The sequence below is a fragment of the Saccharopolyspora kobensis genome (assembly GCF_900108315.1).
GTDB lineage: Bacteria > Actinomycetota > Actinomycetes > Mycobacteriales > Pseudonocardiaceae > Saccharopolyspora > Saccharopolyspora kobensis.
This window is the reverse complement of sequence record NZ_FNVB01000003.1, coordinates 375,334-393,589: the sequence shown is the minus strand read 5'-3', so window position 1 is coordinate 393,589 and position 18,256 is coordinate 375,334. Positions and strand designations below refer to the sequence as shown.

Here is an 18,256-nt window from a genome sequence, read left to right as displayed (position 1 = left end):
ACCTGCCATGCAACTGATCCACTGCCCGTGGTGCGGCCCCCGCGAGGAGGTCGAGTTCCACTACGGCGGCCAAGCCGACGTCGCCTACCCGGAGAACCCCGCCGACCTGTCGGACCGGGAGTGGGCCGAGTTCGTCTTCTACCGCGACAACCAGAAGGGCCCGTTCCCCGAGCGGTGGAGCCACAGCGCGGGCTGCCGCCGCTGGTTCAACACCGTCCGCGACACCCGCACCTACGAGTTCCTCGCCACCTACCACGTCGGCGAACCCGTGCCCACGACGACACCGGGCAAGGCGCACACGAGCAGCCCGGTGCCCACTTCACCCCTGCCCGACCGCACCACAGGGGACCGTGACGTGACCCAGCCACGAGGAACCGCAGGACGCGAGATCGATCCGGACGCGACCACCACTGCGGAGCGCGGAGAGGCGGGACCGTGCAGGGTTGACGGGTACGGTCGCATCGACCGCAGCCGCACGCTCACCTTCACCTTCGACGGCCGCACCTACACGGGTCACCCCGGTGACACGCTGGCCTCGGCGCTGCTGGCCAACGGCATCCACCGCATCGGCACCAGCGTGAAGCTGGGGCGCCCGCGCGGGATCGGCGCGGCGTGGGTCGAGGACCCGACCGGGCTGGTGCAGATCGAGGAGCCGTTCCCGGAGCCGATGCTGCAGGCGGCCACCGTCGAGCTCACCGACGGCCTCGTCGCGCGCGGGGTCAACGGGCAGGGCCGCTTGGCCGAAGTTCCCGACCCGGCGCGCTACGACCGCAAGCACACCCACGTCGACACGCTGGTGATCGGGGCGGGCCCGGCCGGGCTGCTGGCCGCCCGCAGCGCCGCCCGCGCGGGCGAGAGCGTCGTCCTGCTCGACGACCGGCCCACCCCGGGCGGCAGCCTGACCGGCACCGAGCGGATAGACGGGCGCCCTGCGCTGGAGTTCGCGGCCGAGGTGGTCGCCGAACTGGCGGCGAACCCGGAGGTTCGGCACCTGCAGCGCACGACGGCGTTCGGCCAGTACGACGACGGGTTCGTGCTCGCGCTGGAACGCCGAACCGACCACCTCGGCGCCGCCGCGCCGGCGACCCGCAGCCGCCAGCGGGTGCACCGGATCCGCGCGGTGAAGGTCGTCGTCGCGACAGGGGCGCACGAGCGGCCGATCGTCTTCGACGACAACGACCGGCCGGGCATCATGCTCGCCTCTTCGGCGCGGGACTACCTGCACCGCTACGGCGTGCTCGCGGGGCGCGAGGTCGTCGTCTTCACCAGCGACGACTCCGCCTACGCCGCGGCGGTCGACCTCGCGGAGGCCGGTGCGGCGGTGACGGTGCTCGACGCCCGGGCGAACCCGCCGCAGGAGTGGGGAAACCGCGCCGCGGAGCGGGGAATCGCCGTACACGCGTCCACTGTGGTCGCGGGAACCGAAGGCGAGGAGCGCGTTCGCGCGGTGACCGCGCGCAGCCCCGGCGGTGCGGTGCGGATTCCCGCCGACCTGCTGCTGGTCTGCGGCGGGTGGAACCCCGCAGTGCACCTGTTCAGCCACGTCAGGGGCGCGCTGGCCTACGACGCATCGCTCGGTGCCTTCCGGCCGGCCGGGAACCTGCCCGGGATCACCGTGATCGGCGCGGCCAACGGCACCTTCGACCTGGGTGACGTGGTGCGCGAGGGCGCGGGCGACGAGGCGCCGGTGGTCGCGGAGAGCCCGGCTCGCACGGCCACGGAGGTGATCTGGCGCACCGGCGGTGATCCGGACCGTCAGTTCGTCGACGTCCAGCGCGACGCCACGGTGACCGACATCGGCCGCGCGGTCGGTGCCGGACTGCGCTCGCTGGAGCACATCAAGCGCTACACCACGATCGGCACCGCGCACGACCAGGGCAAGACCTCGGGCGTCATCGCCGCGGGCATCGCCGCGGAACTGCTGGGCCGCCCGGTCGAGGAGCTGGGCACCACCACGTTCCGCCCGCCGTACACGCCGGTCGCCTTCGCCGCGCTGGCCGGGCGGGAGCGCGGGAGCCTGTTCGACCCGGAGCGGATCACCGCGGTGCACTCCTGGCACGTGGACGCGGGTGCGGTGTTCGAAGACGTCGGGCAGTGGAAGCGCGCCCGGTACTACCCGGAACCCGGCGAGGACATGGAGACCGCCGTGCTGCGGGAGTGCGCCGCGACGCGGTCGTCGGTCGGCATCCTCGACGGGTCCACGCTGGGCAAGATCGACGTCCAGGGCCCGGACGCCGCCGTGCTGCTCGACCGGCTGTACACGAACATGATGAGCACGCTCAAGGTCGGCCGGGTGCGCTACGGCGTCATGTGCGGCAACGACGGCATGGTCATCGACGACGGCACGGTGCTGCGGACCGAGGAGAACCGCTTCCTGGTCACCACCACGACCGGCGGTGCGGCCGCGGTGCTGGACTGGATGGAGGAGTGGCTCCAGACGGAGTGGCCCGAGCTGCGCGTGCACCTGACCTCGGTCACCGAGCAGTGGGCGGTCTTCCCGGTCGTCGGCCCGCGCTCGCGCGAGGTGCTGGCCCGGGTGTTCCCGGACCTGGACGTGTCCAACGAGGGCTTCCCGTTCATGTCCTGGAAGGACACCACGCTCGACGGGATCCCGGTCCGCATCGCCAGGATCTCGTTCTCCGGCGAGCTGGCCTACGAGGTCAACGTCAACTCCCACTACGGGCTCTCGCTGTGGAAGCGGCTGCTGGCCGCGGGGGAGCGCTTCGGCATCACGCCGTACGGGACCGAGACGATGCACGTGCTGCGCGCGGAGAAGGGCTACCCGATCATCGGGCAGGACACCGACGGCACCGTCACGCCGCAGGACCTCGGCATGAACTGGGTGGTGTCGAAGAAGAAGGCCGACTTCGTCGGCAAGCGCTCGTTCTCCCGGCCGGAGAACCACAACCCGCTGCGCAAGCAGTTCGTCTCGCTGCTGCCCACCGACGGGACCACCAAGCTGCGCGAGGGCTCGCAGATCGTGGAGCACCGCGCGGACGGGGCCCTGCCCGAAGCCCCGGTCCCGATGCTCGGGCACGTCACGTCCAGCTACCGCAGCGCCGAGCTGGGACGGCCGTTCGCCCTGGCGCTGGTGAAGAACGGCCGCGCCCGCATCGGCGACCTCGTGCACGTCCCGGTGGACGGCGCGCTCGTCGAAGCCGAGATCGGGCCCACCGTGCTGGTCGACCCGGAAGGAGTACGCCGCGATGGCTGAAACCCTCTGCACCACGCACCCGCTGGAAGCCTGGCGCGCTGCGCTGGCCGAACTGACCTGGGCCGTCGACGGGCTGGTGGTCAAGCCCGAGGAACCGGTGGCGGCCGCGGACCTGCGGATCGCCCCCACCGGCCCGGGAGCGGCCGCGGTGGAGCAGGCGCTGGGCGCGGCGCTGCCGGTCCAGCCCAACACCTGGACCGCCACCCCGGAAGGCCAGCTCATCTGGCTCGGGCCGGACGAATGGCTCGTGACGAGCAAGATCTCCCGCCCGCACGAGCTGGAGGACGCGCTCGCCAAGGTGGTCTCCGCGCACGACGGCGCGGCCGTGGACGTGTCCGCGCAGAGGACCGCGATCCGGTTGGGCGGTGAGCTGGCGCGCGAGCTGCTCTCCTTCGGGTGCTCGATCGACCTCCGGCCCGCCGCCCTTCCCCGCGGCAGGTGCGCGCAGACCACCGTCGGGCAGGCCGGGGTGCTGATCGTCGCCCTCGGCAGCGACGACTTCCGGCTCTTCGTCCGGCCGTCGTTCGCGGGCCACCTGGCGGACTGGTTGCTCGACGCGGCCCAGGAATTCCGCTGACCGCCCGGGCCGGCCGCGACCGGCCCCGAATCCCCGCAGGCGCCCTCCCGGCGGTCACCGCGGACCGTCCAGTTAGGAGACTCCGTCATGAGCACCACCAACCCACGCGTCGTCATCATCGGAGCCGGGATCGTCGGTGCCAACCTGGCCGACGAGCTCACCCAGCGCGGCTGGGCCGACATCACCGTCCTCGACCAGGGGCCGCTGCCGCTCGCCGGCGGCTCGACCTCGCACGCACCCGGTCTGGTCTTCCAGACCAACGGTTCGCAGACGATGACCAAGCTGGCCACCTACACGGTGGAGAAGTTCAAGAGCCTCGACGTCGACGGCGCCTGGTGCTTCAACCAGGTCGGCGGCCTCGAGATCGCGACCACCCCGGAACGGCTCGCCGACCTGCACCGCAGGCAGGGCTGGGCCACTTCCTGGGGCGTTCCGGGCGAGGTCGTCGGGCCGGAGCGGTGCGCCGAACTGCACCCGCTGCTCGACCGCGATCAGGTGCTGGGCGGTTTCCACACGCCCACGGACGGCCTCGCGAAGGCCCCCCGGGCGGTCACCGCGCTGATCCGCCGCGCGGAGTCCCGCGGTGCGGTGTTCCGCGGGTCGACGCGGGTCGTCGAGGTCCTCCAGCAGGGCGGCCGCGTCACCGGGGTGCGCACCGGAAGCGGCGAGGAGATCAGCGCTGATCTGGTGGTCTCCTGCGCCGGGTTCTGGGGCAAGGCGCTCGGCGAGCTGGTCGGCATGAAGGTGCCGCTGCTGCCGCTGGCGCACCAGTACGCCCGAACCGGTCAGGTCGCCGAGCTCGTCGGGCGCAACGACGACCTGATCGAGGCGCGACTGCCGATCCTGCGCCACCAGGACCGCGACCTGTACTTCCGCGAGCACAACGACCGGCTCGGCATCGGCAGCTACGCGCACCGCCCGATGCCCGCGCAGCTCACCGAGCTGCCCGAGCTCGACGACGACGTCACCGAGGCCGCGATGCCGTCGATGCTGCCGTTCACCGAGGAGGACTTCGCCCCGTCCTGGGAGCACAGCAGGGCGCTGCTCCCGTCGCTGCGCGAGGCGAAGATCGACGCCGGGTTCAACGGCATCATGTCCTTCACCCCCGACGGCGGGCCGCTGGTCGGCGAATCCCCGGACGTGGCCGGTTTCTGGGTCGCCGAAGCGGTGTGGGTGACGCACTCCGCGGGCGTGGCCCGCGCCGTCGCGCAACTGCTGACCGAGGGCCGCAGCGAACTCGAACTGCACGGCTGCGACGTCAACCGGTTCGACGAGATCGAGACCACCGACGCCTACGTCAGCGAAACCGCGCAGCGCAACTTCGTCGAGGTCTACGACGTGCTGCACCCGCTGCAGCCGAAGCTCTCGCCCCGGGACCTGCGGGTGAGCCCGTTCCACGCGCGGCAGAAGGAGCTGGGCGCGTTCTTCCTGGAATCGCACGCCTGGGAACGGCCGCACTGGTACGAGGCGAACGCGCGGCTGGTGAAGGAGCTGCCGCCGGAGTGGCAGCCGCCGTCACGCGACGCGTGGTCGGCGATGTTCCACTCGCCGATCGCCGCCGCCGAGGCCTGGAAGACCCGCACCGCGGTGGCCATGTACGACATGACCTCGCTCAAGCGCATCGAGGTCAGCGGGCCGGGAGCGGTCGAGTTCCTGCAGCGGTCGACCACCGGCAAGATGGACAAGTCCGTGGGCTCGGTGACCTACGCGCTGGTCCTCGACCGCGCAGGCGGCATCCGGTCCGACGTCACCGTGGCCAGGCTCGGCACCGAGCTGTTCCAGGTCGGTGCCAACAGCAACCTCGACCTGGACCACTTCCGCCGAGAAGCACCGGCCGACGGCAGCGTGCGAATTCGCGACATCACCGGCGGGACGTGCTGCATCGGCGTGTGGGGCCCGCTGGCCCGCGACCTGGTGCAGCCGCTGTCCGGTGAGGACTTCTCCCACGAAGCGCTGAAGTACTTCCGCCTCAAGCGGGCGCACATCGCCGGCATCCCGGTCACCGCGATGCGGTTGTCCTACGTGGGCGAGCTCGGCTGGGAGATCTACACCAGCGCCGAGTACGGCCAGCGGCTCTGGGACGCGCTGTGGGAAGCCGGGCAGCCGCTCGGCGTGATCGCCGCGGGCCGTGCCGCGTTCAACAGCCTCCGGCTGGAGAAGGGGTACCGGTCCTGGGGCGCCGACATGACGACCGAGCACAACCCGTACGAGGCGGGGCTCGGATTCGCCGTGAACAAGAAGAAGTCGGACTACGTCGGTCACGACGCGATCGCCGGGCTGAGCGAGGAATCCGTCACCCGCCGCCTCGCCTGCCTGACCGTCGACGACGGCCGGAGCGTGGTGCTGGGCCACGAGCCGGTCTTCCTCGACGGCGAACCCGCGGGCTACGTCACGTCGGCGGCGTTCGGCCACACGATCGGCAAGCCGATCGCCTACGCCTGGCTCCCGGCGTCGGCGGTGGTGGGGACCTCGGTGGAGATCCAGTACTTCGACCGGAAGGTGCGTGCCACCGTGACCGCCGAACCGCTGGTCGACCCGGAGATGACCCGCATCCGCCGCTGACCGCCAGCCGGGGTGCGCGGTCCTCGCGGTACCGCGCACCCCTCCCACCTGCGGGCCTGGCCCGCCGAGCAGGAAGACCGATGCCATGCGCTTGGAATCCCTCGAAACGTTCCTGAACTCTCTCGCAGCCCGGGTGCCCGCACCGGGAGGTGGCGCGAGCGCCGGGGTGCACGCCGCCCAGGCCGCCGCGCTGATCGGAATGGTCGCCCGCTACAGCGACGGGGAGAAGTACGCACAGCACGCTTCGGCGGTCAACGCGGTGCGGGAAGCCTCCGACGAGCTCCGCGAACACGCGCTGACGCTGGCGGGAGAGGACGCTTCCGCTTTCGGAGCCGTCGGGAAGGCCTACGGCTTGCCGCGCTCCTCCGACGAGGAGAAGGCCGCGCGCTCGCACGCGATCGCGGGCGCGCTGGTCGAGGCCGGCCGGGTACCCGCGAAGGTGGTCGCGGTCGCCGAGCAGGTCGTGGGACTCGCCGAGCAGCTACTCCCGATCGGGAACCGCAACGTCATCAGCGACGTCGCGGCCGCTGCGGATGCCGCTCGCGCCGCAGCGACCACGGCCCGGGTGAACGTCGAGGTCAACCTCGCCGGGATCACCGGTGCCGCGGACCGCTCGGAGCTGACCGCGGCGATCGCAGGCGTGGACGACATCGCCGCCCGCGCCGACAAGGTCACCGCCGCGGTGCGGGAGGTGATCGCGCGATGACCGGGCAGCTCGTGTCCAGCGGACCGACGACGGCCGTGCTCAGCGGTGCCGGGCTCGCCAGGGAGATCCGCGCCGGGGTCACCAGGACGGCGGCGGAGCTCACCGAGGCCGGTACCCCGCCGCGCTTGGCCGTCGTCGTGGCCACCGACGACGAGTCCACGGCGTGGTACGTGCGCTCGATCGCCAAGGCCGCGGCCAAGACCGGAATCCGGTGCGACGTCGTCGATCTGGGCGCGGAGGCGACGCCGGAGCGGATCCGCGGCGAACTCGCCGGGCTGAGCGCGGACGCCTCGGTCCACGGGATCATGCTGCAGACACCGCTGCCCAGCGGGGCGACCGTCGAGGACCTCGCCGCCTCGATCGCGCCCGAGAAGGACGTGGACGGCGCCAACCCCGTATCGTTGGGCAGGCTCAGCGCCGGGCTGCCCGCTTTCGTGCCGGCGACCGCCGCAGCGGTCCTGGAGCTGCTGGACCACCACGGGATCGCGCTGCCCGGCCGGCGCGCCGTCGTCGTCGGCCGGTCCAACGTCGTCGGCAAGCCGGTGGCCCAGCTGCTGCTGCGGCGCGATGCGACGGTGACCGTGTGCCACCGCCACACGCGGGACCTCGCCGCGCACACGCACCCGGCCGACGTGCTCGTCGTCGCGGTGGGCAGGATCGGCCTGATCGGTGCCGAGCACGTGGGCCCGGGCGCGGTCGTGATCGACGTCGGCACCAACCCGACCGCTGACGGTGGCCTGGTCGGTGACGTGGACGAGATCGAGGTGACCGGCCTGGCGGCCGGGCTGACCCCGGTGCCCGGCGGCGTCGGGCCGGTGACCACGGCCCTGCTGCTGCGGCACACCGTCGAATCGGCCTGGCGGAGCAGCGCATGACCGAGCCGCAACGCACCAACACCGGCCTGGCCGATCCCGAATCCGGTGCTGCTGCGGGACGTCTGCTGCGGATGCTGCGCGGACCGCGCAGGCTCGTGTGCGGAATCCTCAACGTCACGCCGGATTCGTTCTCCGACGGCGGTGCGCACCGGGACGGCGACGCCGCCGTCCGGCACGGCATCCGCTTGATCGAGGAGGGCGCGGACATCCTCGACATCGGCGGCGAGTCGACCAGGCCGGGTTCGCACCCGCCGAGCGCCGCCGAAGAGCTCGACCGCGTCGTGCCGGTCGTCGAGCGGCTGGCGCACATCTCGGACACCCCGCTGTCCGTCGACACCTCCCGCCCGGAGGTGATGAGAGCCGCCGTCGCCGCCGGTGCGACGTTGATCAACGACGTGCGCGCGCTGCGCTATCCCGGTGCGGTCGGGACGGCGGTCGAGCTGGGCGTGCCGGTCTGCCTGTCGCACATGCTTCGGCCGCCCCACCTGATGCAGGACGACCCGAACTACCGCGACGTGCTGGCCGAAGTGGCGGACTTCCTGCGAGAGCGGATCGAAACCTGCGTGAGCGCGGGCATTCCGCGCGAGCGCCTGGTGGTCGATCCGGGCTTCGGCTTCGGCAAGACCTTGGAGCACAACCTGGCGCTGCTGCGGTCGCTCGGTGCGTTCGCCGAGCTGGCACCGGTCATGGCCGGTCTGTCGCGCAAAGCGATGCTGGGGCAGATCACCGGAAGACCGGTGGAACAGCGGGAAGCGGCTTCGGTCACCGCCGCGGTGCTGGCCGCGCAGCGCGGCGCGAAGGTGCTCCGGGTCCACGACGTGGCCGCCACGGTCGACGCGCTCGGCGTGCTCGCGGCGACCGAGGAGTGGTGAGCGGCGGGTGGTCCGGGCGGTCAGATGATCGCCCGGATCGCCTTCTCGAAGCCGGTCACGTGGTCCCTGGCGATCTTCTCGGCCTTGCGGCCCTCGCCGGCGGCCACGGCCTGCAGCAGGCCCACGTGCTCCTCGACGTGCCGGTCGAAGTGGGTGATGCGCTCCAGGAACACGCAGAAGATCCGGGTGGCGAGGTTGTTGTAGCGCACCAGCGTGTCCTCGAGGTGGGGGTTGCCCGCCGCGCGGTAGATCGAGCGGTGCACGTGCAGGTCCCACCGCATCAGCTCGTGGCGGGACAGCACCATCACGTCCTCGTGCTGGATGGTGTCGGCGAGCTCGGTCAGCTTGGTGCGCATGACCTTCGGGGCGTTCTCGGCCGCCCGGCGGGCGGCCAGCGGCTCCAGCTGGACGCGGATCTCGGAGATGTAGGCGAGGTCGGTGATGTCCACGCCGGTGGCGAAGGTGCCGCGGCGCGGGTAGGAGATGACCAGGCGATCGACCTCCAGGCGCTTGAGCGCTTCGCGGACGGGGGTGCGGCCGATGCCGAGGGACTCGCTCAGCGCCAGGTCGTCGATCGGTGCCAGCGGCGGGATGTCCAGCATGATCAGCTGATCCTGGATCGCGGCGTAGGCGCGTTCGGCCAGCGAGGTGGGCGGCGTCTCGAGTCCTTGCGGGGCAGTGGTCACGGGCTCATCTTAGGGGCCGGCGCCCGGCGGACCGGCGATTCGGCACTTCTTTGAAACATTCCTTGCCCGACATTGATATATTAGTTCAATATCTGAGGGAGCGTTGATGCGACCCAGGAGCCGCGGATGACCACCTCGTCAGCACCAGGGCGAGAGCGGTCGCACTGCTCGACGGCCCCGCCGAGATCCTCGACGGGACGCCGGAACAAGTGCGCGACGCCGCCGGGATCGACATCGAGCGCAACGCCGTCACAAGGCGATCAAGACCATGCCGGAACCGGCGCGGACATGAAGGACGAGTGCGAGGAGACCCGCCCGCGGTGGGCCGGCTCCCAACATCCTGGAGTGCTGAGGAGATCGTCGTGACCGACACCTTCACCCTGACTTTGAGCTGCCCGAACCGCACGGGGATCGTGCGCGCGGTGAGCGGGTTCCTCTTCGAGCGCGACTGCGACATCGACGAGCACCGGCAGTTCGACGACCCGGTGCGCGACCGGCTGTTCATGCGCACCCAGGTCACCGCACCGGCCGGCACCGACCTGGCGGAGCTGGTGCGCGAGTTCGAGCCGGTGGCCGCCGACTTCCAGATGACCTACGAGTTCAGCCCGCGCACCAACGCCCGCATCCTGGTCATGGTCTCGAAGCTCGGCCACTGCCTGAACGACCTGATCTACCGGTGGCGGGCGGGCAGCCTCGGCGCCGACATCGTCGCGGTGGTGTCCAACCACCAGGACCTGCGCCCGATGGCCGAATCCGCGGGCCTGCCGTTCGTGCACGTCCCGGTCACCCCGGAGACCAAGGAGGCCGCCGAGGCGCGCCTGCTGCAGCTCGTCGACGAGCACGAGGTCGACCTGGTCGTGCTCGCGCGGTACATGCAGATCCTGTCCGACGAGACCAGCAAGGCGCTGTACGGCCGCGCGATCAACATCCACCACTCGTTCCTGCCCGGGTTCAAGGGCGCCAAGCCCTACCACCAGGCCTACGACCGCGGCGTGAAGCTGGTCGGGGCCACCGCGCACTACGTCACCTCGGACCTGGACGAGGGGCCGATCATCGAGCAGGAGGTCATCCGGATCGACCACACGCACGACCCCCGCGCGCTGCAGACCGTGGGGCGCGACGCGGAGGCGCTGGCGCTTTCCCGCGCGGTGCGCTGGCACTGCGAGCGCCGAGTGCTGCTCAACGGACACAGCACGGTCGTCTTCCCGTGACGATCCGCTCTGCCCGCCCGAGCACGGCATGACATCACCGCAGCAGAGCGGAAGGGCACCTCGCCGAGCGGCGGGGTGCCCTTCCGGGTGCCGTTTCAGAGACTGCCGGTTCGCTCCGACACCTCCGGTCGGGCGGGGTCGGCGTCGAGCGTCCGGTGCGCAACGCCTTCGGTGTCCGGCCCGTTCTCGGATTCCCCTTGCGGCTCAGTGGTGTTCGGCTCCGCGCTGCAGACCTGGAGCTGGAAATCGCCGTCGTATCGGTCATCTCCGGTGCGCACCGCGGCTTCGATCATCTCGGCGCCCTTCTCGGACCGCAGGATCAGCGGGTCGCTGCGCAGGTCCTTCGCCAGCGCCACGCACAGCACGACGATGACCGCGGTGAACGGGGCCGCCACGATGATCGTCAGGTTCTGCAGCCCGGCGAGCGCGTCGTCACCGCCCCCGCCCACGATCAGCAGGACGGCGGCGACGGCTCCTGTCGCCACACCCCAGAACACGACGACGGAGCTGCGCGGTTCGATCGACCCGCGCTGCGACAACGTGCCCATCACCACCGACGCCGCGTCGGCACCGGAGACGAAGAAGATCGCCACGAGAACCATGACCAGGACGCCGGTGGCCGCGCTCCACGGGAAGTGCGCGAGCACGTCGAACAACTGCGCCTCCGCGGTGCCTGCGGCGGCCGGACCGGCGTCGTGGCGCCGGACGTCGATCGCCGCGCCGCCGAAGACGGCGAACCAGACCACGCTGACGGTGGCGGGCACGAGCACGGCGCCGCAGACGAACTGGCGGATGGTGCGGCCGCGGCTGATCCGCGCGATGAACATGCCGACGAAGGGAGTCCAGGAGATCCACCACGCCCAGTAGAAGATCGTCCACGAGGAGAGCCACTCGTGCATGGCATCGCCGCCGGTGGCGCCGGTGCGGGCGGTCATCTCGGCCAGGTCGCGGAAGTAGCTCCCGATCGACGAGGGCACCAGGCCGAGGATGAACACGGTCGGGCCCACCGCGAGCAGGAACACCGCCAGCACGGCGGCGAGCACCATGTTGGTGTTGGACAGCCACTGGATCCCCTTGGCCACTCCCGATACCGCGGAGGCGACGAATGCGACCGTCAGCAACCCGATCACCGCCACCAGAACGCCGACTCCGGGTGAGTCGGGCAACCACCCGCTGGCGCGGAGGCCGCTGCCGATCTGCAGGGTGCCGAGACCCAGCGAGGCGGCCGAACCGAACAGCGTCGCGAAGATGGCGAGCACGTCGATCAGCTTTCCCAGCGGACCGGCGGATTTCCGCTCGCCCAGCAGCGGTGCGAACACGGAGCTGATCAACTGGCTGCGCCCGCGGCGGAAGCCGCTGTAGGCGATCGCGAGCCCCACGACGGCGTAGATCGCCCACGGGTGCAGCGTCCAGTGGAACAGCGAGGTGGCCATCGCGGTCTCCACCGCCGCGTCGCTGCCGGCCGGCACGGTTCCCGGTGGTGGCGCGGCGAAGTGGGCCAGCGGCTCGCTGACGCCGTAGAACATCAGGCCGATGCCCATCCCGGCGCTGAACATCATCGCCACCCAGGAAATCGTCTTGAACTCAGGGGATTCGTCGTCCGCGCCGAGCGGGATCCGCCCGTACCGGCTGGCGGCCAGCCACAGCGCGAAGACCACCAATCCGCTTGCGACGAGGACGAAAGCCCAGCCGCCGTTGGTGATCAGCCAGTCGAGCGCGGTCGAGGACATGCTGCTAAGCAGGTCGGTGCGCCACAGTCCCAAGACGACGAAAGCCAGGGCGAGGAAAGCGGAAACGCCGAACACGACGTGGTCGACCCGGGGCCGAGGGGAAGGATCAGCAGTGGTGGTGGGGGTTCGCGGAGTCATGCGGATCGACGTCCAGGGGACGTCGCCTCCTCTCGATCGCGTTGAAGAGGGAGCGCGCCGGCGCGGCGAGGACAGCGGAACCGGGTTGTCCGGGGTATTTCGGCGGCGATCAGCGGCCGGACGCACGGCCGGGCGCGGAAGGCCTGGCGGCGTTGGGAATGCGGTAGACGATGCCGTGGGCGCGACCCGGTGTCAAGGAAGCCACCCTTCGTCCGCGCGGCGTGCGGATGCGGAAGTGCCCATCGCAGCAGGATCATCCGGATCATCCCGGAGGGGAGCGGCCGAAGTGTTGCACATAGAAGGACACGCGGCTCGCGGGGAAAGCGGATTCCGCTGACGGAGATCGTCCATTGTGTACTTCAGCACGACGCGCGACCGGGGTTTTGCCTGCTCGTCGCGAGGGCCTTTCGCCGACCGCAGTGCGGCGATGCCCGCACGCGCCGCTGGCCGCACCGGCGAACGTCCTTGACAGCGGATCCGGCCGTGTTCATCGTGTGTTCCTCGAGGAGGAACGGTGTGCTCATCGCGCACCCACCACGTCCTCGCCGGTTCCGCTCGATCCCCGAGGACTCCGCAGCGGTGCACCGCGCCGGGCGCTCCGCTGATACCGCAGCGGGCGCTCGTGCGGATCGGGCACGTGTTCCCCACCCACCGACCCCGGAGCAGGACGGGGTGCCCTACCACGGAGTGAGGTCGCCATGACGAAGACCGGACCGACGCAGAGCCTGCTGGCCACCCCGGCCGGCCACTTCTACACCGATCCGGCGATCTTCGCCCTGGAGCAGTCCCGCATCTTCGAGGCGCACTGGTTCTGCGCGGTGCGCAGCGATGACCTGGACCAGCCGGGTGAGTTCCGCACCGTGCAGGTCGGGCGGGAGAGCGTGCTCGTCGCCCGGGGCCGCGGCGGCGAGCTGAACGCCTTCCTCAACGTGTGCCGGCACCGCGGCGCGCAGCTGTGCACCGAGGAGTCGGGACAGGTGAAGCGCTCCTTCCAGTGCCCCTACCACGCCTGGACCTACGCCCTGGACGGCAAGCTGGTCGCCGCGCCGAACCTGACCAGCATGCCCGACGTGGACCGGACCGAGTTCGGGCTCAAGCGGGTGCACCTGCGCGAGTGGCTGGGCTACGCCTGGGTGTGTCTGGCCGACGAGCCGCCGTCCTTCGAGGACACCGTGATCGCCGACGTCGGGCAGCGGCTCGGTGACGCGGGGGAGATCGAGGCCTACGACATCGCCGCGCTGAGCCTGGGCGCGCGGATCGGCTACGACGTCAAGGCGAACTGGAAGCAGATCATCGAGAACTTCATGGAGTGCTACCACTGCGCGACGATCCACCCGGAGCTGACCGAGGTGCTGCCGGAGTTCGCCGACGGCTTCGCCGCGCAGTACTACGTCGGGCACGGCGCGGAGTTCGGATCGGACGTCGAGGGCTTCACCGTGGACGGCAGCGCCGGTCTCGACCGGCTGCCCGGTATCGGCGAGCACCAGGACCGCCGCTACTACGCGATCACCGTGCGGCCCCAGGTGTTCGTCAACCTGGTGCCGGACCACGTGATCCTGCACCGGATGTTCCCGGTGGCACCGGACCGGACGCTGATCGAGTGCGACTGGCTGTACCTGCCGGAAGTCGTCGAATCGGGTCGCGACCTGTCCCACTCCGTGGAGCTGTTCGACCGGGTCAACCGGCAGGACTTCGAGGCGTGCGAACGCTGCCAGCTGTCGATGGACTCCCGGGCTTACGCCCGCGGTGGCGTCTTCGTGCCCAGCGAGCACCACATCGCGGCGTTCCACGAGTGGGTCCGGGAGCAGATCGGCGAGAGCGACTCCTGACCCGGGCGTTCCGGGCGGGGACTTCAGCGCGGTGGCCGGACGCCCCGCCTACGCCGCCGCGATGCCGATCCGGTCGGCCAGCCGGGTGATGTAGGAGGTGACCACTTCGGCGGGCGCGTCGGGCAGTCCGAACAGGACCTCGGTCACGCCGCAGGCGGCCCACGCGGTCAGCGCTTCCGCGTCGGGCTTGCCCGCCAGCGCGATCACTCGGGGCTCGCCGTCCCGGCCCGCTTCCTCCCAGAGCTCCCGCAAGCGCCGCACCCGCTCCTCGACGTCGCGTTCGCGCGGCGTGGTGATCCACCCGTCGGTGTGCTGCACCGCCCAGGCGAAGTTGCGCTCCGTGCCGCCCGCGCCGAGCAGCACCGGGATGTGCCCCGAGCGCACCGGTTTCGGCCAGGCCCAGCTCGGGCCGAAGCTGACGAACTCGCCGTCGTAGCTCGCTTCGTCCTGCGTCCACAGCGCGCGCATGGCGCCGAGGTACTCGCGCAGCGCGGTCTTGCGCCGGCCGCCCGGGATGCCGTGGTCGGCCAGTTCGTCGGTGTTCCAGCCGAAGCCGGTGCCCAGCGCGACGCGCCCGCCGGAGAGGTGGTCGAGCGTCGCGATCGTCTTGGCCAGCGTGATGGGATCGTGCTCGGTGGGCAGCGCGACTGCGGTGGACAGCGTGATCCGCCGCGTCACCGAAGCCGCGGTCGCCAGCGCGACCCACGGGTCGAGCGTGCGCTGGTAGCGGTCGTCGGGCAGTTCCTCGGTGCCCGTGCCCGGGTGCGCGGCGTCCCGCCGCACGGGGATGTGGGTGTGCTCGGGGACGGCGAACGAGTGGAACCCGGCCTCTTCCGCGGTCCGCGCGGCCTCGGCGGGCGAGATGCCGCGATCACTGGTGAACAGCACGACGCCGTATCGCACCGGCATTCCTCCGATCCCTGCTCCGCTTCCGGACCACGATTAGAACACGTTTCACTTCGTGGCGGAACGGCTGACCGTCAGCGGTCGGGGAGCGCGGCCAGGAGCTGGGCTTCGGATGTCCGGACCTGATCGGCCAGTCCGGCCACGATCGACTCCAGCCCGGCAGGCGTTTCGCCGTCGGCCGGTGCGGGAGCTTCGTCGAGTGCGGCTCTGAGCCGCTCGGTGTCGGAGGTCCGGCCGAGGGCCGCGGTGGTGCCGAGCATCGAGAGGTCGCGCAGGGCGGCCCGGAAGCGGTCGAGCTCGGCGAGCTGGTCGTCGTCGAGTTGTTCGCGGTCGGGGGTGAGTTCGGCGCGGGCTTGCGCCGCGGCCCGGTGCAGCGCGAGCGCTTCGGCCCGGTCCGGCCCGGTCATCGCCCGCAGCGCCTGCTCGGTCTTCGCGCGCGCTGCGACGATCCGCTGCCGCAGCGGTTCCGGGCGCAGGCCGGGAACGACGGCGAAGCCGACGAGGACGCCGATGAGCGCCGCGATGAGCGTCAGCACCGCGTACTCGACCAGGGTGTGGACCGGATCGGTGTGCCGCAGCGAGGTGTTGAAGCCGACCGTCACGACCACCATGAACGTGTAGGCCACCGCGGGCCGGGACATCATGTTCCACAGCGCGACGACGAGCGCCGTCAGGGCGACCACGGGCAGGTACGGCGCGGGCACCACCAGGATGATCACGACGGCCAGCGCCGCGCCACCGACCAGCCCGATGACGCGCGGACGTGCCTTGTTCAGCGTTTCCCGCCAGCTCGCCTGCAGGATGCCGAAGGTGGTCAGCAGCGCGGTCGCCACCAGCGGATCGCCTGCGGGCAGGTACGAGGTGATCACCAGGATCAGCAGCAGCCCGAAGGCCGTGCGCACCGCGTGCCGGACCTGGATCGAGCGCAGCCGCACGCTCGGCCGCAGCACGGACGTCCGCAACCGGTCGGCCGGCGACACCCGCGAGGTGTCCCGCTCGGTGATGGCCCGTTCGACGGCATCGAGAGCGGCCGAGGCCTCGGTGCCGAACCCGATCGTCACCTCGCCGGCCCCGGCCTGCGGTGCGGGGCCGGGCTTCTTGGTGCGCAGCCGCTCGGCGAGCTCGTGGGCGCGGGTGCGCAGCGCGACGAGTTCGCCGTCCGCGGCTTCCGCCTGCTGGGCGCGCTGGACCGCCTCGGCCGAGTGCAGGGCCAGGCGGTAGTGGGAGGCGGCGCCGAGCGCGATGCCGAGCCAGCGGCGGCGACCGTCGGCCAGCCACGTGTCGAAGGCCGTGGTCAGCGCGGGGACGTCGGCGTCGAGGACGTCGGCGATCTTCTCGCGGGTCGCCTTGGACGGATCGCCGATCCCGAGCAGGACGCGCAGCACGACGGCCGTCGCCACGCCGGTCACGGCGGCGATGACGACCTGCCAGGGGCCGGCGGGACCGATCAGCGCCATGCCGTAGGCGAACAGCGTGACCATGCCCAGTCCGAGCCCGACGGTGACGAAGCGCGGTCCGCGCAGCGGCAGCAGCGCCGCGACGAAGACGATCACCACGATCACGCCGATCGCGGCGGGCCGGGAGACCTCGCCGAGCAGCCGCGGCACGATCGCCGCGAACAGCAGCAGCGGGCTCAGGGCCGCGGCCAGGCGGAGATCAGCGCGCAGCGGCCCGCCGAGGAAGGCGATGAGCGAGTACATGGCGACGAACCCGCCCACGACGGAAGCCGAGCCGGCACCGACCGCGTAGCCGATGAGGAACGTCGGCGCCAGCACCACCGCGAACAGGACGAGCAGCATCGGACTGCCCTTCGCCGGGGCCGGTGCGCCGTTGGTGGTGCTCATCTGCCTCCTCGCTCCGAACGCGGGTGTGCGGTCCGGAGATCATGACCGCTGGGCAGCCCGAGCACCACCGCGCCGCGCTCGGACCGGCGCCGCCGCCCAGCCGGTCCGGGCCAGGCAGCTGGTCGGGAAGCACGAGGTGCCCGGCCACCAGCCGTCACCCTGCCGGGTCGACGCGGGACGCACGGTGACTACCGCAGACGGAGCACCCGAGCGGCTCGTCCGCCGGGCCGCGTTGGGTAGGTTCTGCTCCAACTGGAGCAACGGTGTGAGGAGAACGCCAATGACGATGGAACCTGCGGACGTGGACCTGGACTTCGGGCTCGCGGACAAGGTCGCGGTCATCACGGGAGGGGCGTCGGGCATCGGCGGCGCGATCGCGGCCGCCTACGCCGCGAAGGGCGCCCGGGTCGCCATCCTCGACCTGCAGGAAGAGGCGGCGCGGGCGCAGGCCGACCGCATCGGCGGCGGTGCGCGGGGATTCGCCTGCGACGTCTCCGACGCGGCTTCGGTCGAGGCGGCGGTGGCAGCCGTGATCGACGCTTTCGGCCGTGTCGACGTCCTGGTGAACAGCGCGGGCGTTGCGCTGCTGGCACCTGCCGAGGAGCTGGGGCAGCAGGCGTGGGACAAGACGCTGGCGGTCAACCTGACCGGCACGTTCCTGGTCTCGCAGGCGGTGGGCAAGCACATGCTCGCGGCGGGCAGGGGGCGGATCATCAACCTCGCCTCGCAGGCAGGCAGCGTCGCGCTGGACCAGCACGCCGCCTACTGCGCCTCCAAGTTCGGCGTGATCGGCCTGACCAAGGTGCTGGCCGCGGAGTGGGCCGGTCGCGGGGTCACGGTCAACTCGATCTCGCCCACGGTGGTGCTCACCGAGCTCGGCCGCAAGGCCTGGGAGGGGCCCAAGGGCGATGCGCTGAAGGCGGTCATCCCCACCGGCCGCTTCGCCCTCCCCGAGGAGATCGCGGCCACCGCTGTCTTCCTGGCCTCCGACTCCTCGGCGATGATCAACGGGGCCGATCTGCTGGTCGACGGCGGCTACACCGCGCGCTGAGGACTGCGAACCGGACCCGCCGCACCGGACCGGGATGCGGCGGGTCCGGCTCGTC

General features: G+C 71.5%; 13 protein-coding genes. 9 read left to right on the top strand and 4 right to left on the bottom strand.

Annotated elements, in window-relative coordinates:
* Nucleotides 1-7 precede the first annotated feature (7 nt).
* From C4T78_RS10345 to folP, 6 genes are all read left to right on the top strand, one after another.
* Nucleotides 8-3,214 (top strand): sarcosine oxidase subunit delta, encoded by a 3,207-nt coding sequence (locus C4T78_RS10345; protein ID WP_093355614.1) that lies wholly within the window; start codon nt 8-10, stop codon nt 3,212-3,214.
* Nucleotides 3,207-3,791, top strand: a complete 585-nt coding sequence (locus C4T78_RS10340; protein ID WP_093355611.1) for a sarcosine oxidase subunit gamma — start codon at nt 3,207-3,209, stop codon at nt 3,789-3,791. The genes C4T78_RS10345 and C4T78_RS10340 overlap by 8 nt, the downstream gene beginning before the upstream one ends.
* 87 nt (nt 3,792-3,878) lie before the next feature.
* Nucleotides 3,879-6,353 carry a GcvT family protein gene (locus C4T78_RS10335; protein WP_093355608.1) on the top strand — a complete coding sequence of 825 codons (2,475 nt, stop codon included), beginning with the start codon at nt 3,879-3,881 and terminating at the stop codon, nt 6,351-6,353.
* Between the two features lie 85 nt (nt 6,354-6,438).
* Nucleotides 6,439-7,059 (top strand): cyclodeaminase/cyclohydrolase family protein, encoded by a 621-nt coding sequence (locus C4T78_RS10330; RefSeq protein WP_093355606.1) that lies wholly within the window; start codon nt 6,439-6,441, stop codon nt 7,057-7,059.
* On the top strand, nt 7,056-7,934 hold the full coding sequence (locus C4T78_RS10325; RefSeq protein ID WP_093355603.1) for a bifunctional 5,10-methylenetetrahydrofolate dehydrogenase/5,10-methenyltetrahydrofolate cyclohydrolase: 879 nt from the start codon (nt 7,056-7,058) through the stop codon (nt 7,932-7,934). Before C4T78_RS10330 ends, C4T78_RS10325 begins: the two co-directional genes overlap by 4 nt.
* Entirely contained in the window at nt 7,931-8,806 is an 876-nt protein-coding gene (gene folP, locus C4T78_RS10320) for a dihydropteroate synthase (protein WP_093355601.1), read from the top strand. The genes C4T78_RS10325 and folP overlap by 4 nt, the downstream gene beginning before the upstream one ends.
* A gap of 20 nt (nt 8,807-8,826) precedes the next feature.
* Here folP and C4T78_RS10315 read toward each other — a convergent pair whose 3' ends face one another.
* Nucleotides 8,827-9,492, bottom strand: coding sequence for a GntR family transcriptional regulator (locus C4T78_RS10315; RefSeq protein WP_093355598.1), 666 nt, complete (start codon nt 9,490-9,492; stop codon nt 8,827-8,829).
* 362 nt (nt 9,493-9,854) lie between these two features.
* Here C4T78_RS10315 and purU point away from each other — a divergent pair, with 362 nt between their 5' ends.
* Nucleotides 9,855-10,703, top strand: a complete 849-nt coding sequence (purU, locus tag C4T78_RS10310; RefSeq protein WP_093355596.1) for a formyltetrahydrofolate deformylase — start codon at nt 9,855-9,857, stop codon at nt 10,701-10,703.
* A 95-nt stretch (nt 10,704-10,798) separates the two neighbouring features.
* Here purU and C4T78_RS10305 read toward each other — a convergent pair whose 3' ends face one another.
* Nucleotides 10,799-12,571 carry a BCCT family transporter gene (locus C4T78_RS10305; protein ID WP_093355593.1) on the bottom strand — a complete coding sequence of 591 codons (1,773 nt, stop codon included), beginning with the start codon at nt 12,569-12,571 and terminating at the stop codon, nt 10,799-10,801.
* A gap of 698 nt (nt 12,572-13,269) precedes the next feature.
* Here C4T78_RS10305 and C4T78_RS10300 point away from each other — a divergent pair.
* On the top strand, nt 13,270-14,400 hold the full coding sequence (locus tag C4T78_RS10300; RefSeq protein WP_093355590.1) for an aromatic ring-hydroxylating oxygenase subunit alpha: 1,131 nt from the start codon (nt 13,270-13,272) through the stop codon (nt 14,398-14,400).
* 48 nt (nt 14,401-14,448) lie between these two features.
* On the opposite strand, the gene C4T78_RS10295 is transcribed toward C4T78_RS10300, so the two are convergent.
* On the bottom strand, nt 14,449-15,303 hold the full coding sequence (locus C4T78_RS10295; protein ID WP_093355861.1) for an LLM class F420-dependent oxidoreductase: 855 nt from the start codon (nt 15,301-15,303) through the stop codon (nt 14,449-14,451).
* A gap of 77 nt (nt 15,304-15,380) precedes the next feature.
* Nucleotides 15,381-17,150 carry an FUSC family protein gene (locus tag C4T78_RS10290; protein ID WP_093355588.1) on the bottom strand — a complete coding sequence of 590 codons (1,770 nt, stop codon included), beginning with the start codon at nt 17,148-17,150 and terminating at the stop codon, nt 15,381-15,383.
* A gap of 280 nt (nt 17,151-17,430) precedes the next feature.
* On the opposite strand from C4T78_RS10290, the gene C4T78_RS10285 reads away from it, so the two are divergent.
* Nucleotides 17,431-18,201 carry a GolD/DthD family dehydrogenase gene (locus tag C4T78_RS10285; protein WP_093355585.1) on the top strand — a complete coding sequence of 257 codons (771 nt, stop codon included), beginning with the start codon at nt 17,431-17,433 and terminating at the stop codon, nt 18,199-18,201.
* Nucleotides 18,202-18,256: the final 55 nt, after the last annotated feature.